Origin of the sequence: Synechococcus sp. R6-5 (genome assembly GCF_047461775.1) — a bacterium.
Taxonomy (GTDB): Bacteria; Cyanobacteriota; Cyanobacteriia; order Thermostichales; family Thermostichaceae; genus Thermostichus.
The window spans coordinates 1-529 of the sequence record NZ_JANSHV010000404.1; the positions used below are offsets into that span (position 1 = coordinate 1).

A 529-nucleotide genomic window follows, 5' to 3' on the forward strand; every position below is an offset into this window, starting at 1 on the left:
AAGGACTCCGTCCCGCTAACGCGATCAGAAACCATGGGGCAACAGTCAGTCTCTTGCTTGGAGATAATCCTTTTCTCCCTCAGGAAAGCTGAGGGTTGATGGCTCGGAGCACCTGGGAAGCACCACGATGGAAGGTTTATTTAACCGTATCGACGCAGCCGTTGGATAAAAAATCCATCCCGATCCTGCCGGTGGGGCCAGATGAGCAGGGGATCCCCTTCAGCAGCCCAATTGGGGTGGCTGTCGAGAAAGGCTTGAATGATCTCCTCGTTTTCGGCAGGGTGCAGCGTGCAGGTAGCGTACACCAACACCCCGCCCGGCTTCAGCCAACGGGCTGCCACCTGCAGAAGCTGAGCTTGCAGGTGGGCCAATTCAGGGATCCGCTCTGGAGTCTGCCGCCAGCGAGCGTCAGCATGGCGGTGCAAGGTGCCTAGGCCGGAGCAGGGGGCATCCAGCAGTACGCGGTCAGCACTCTGCCAGGGGGGCAAGGGGGCAGGGGGTAAGGACTCCGTCCCGCTGACGCGATCGG

1 pseudogene is annotated in these 529 nt (G+C 60.7%); it reads right to left on the reverse strand.

The annotated features are described in order from the left end of the window. Positions 1–140 precede the first annotated feature (140 nt). A pseudogene (locus NW818_RS14000) lies at positions 141–529 on the reverse strand (16S rRNA (cytosine(967)-C(5))-methyltransferase); the annotation flags it as partial.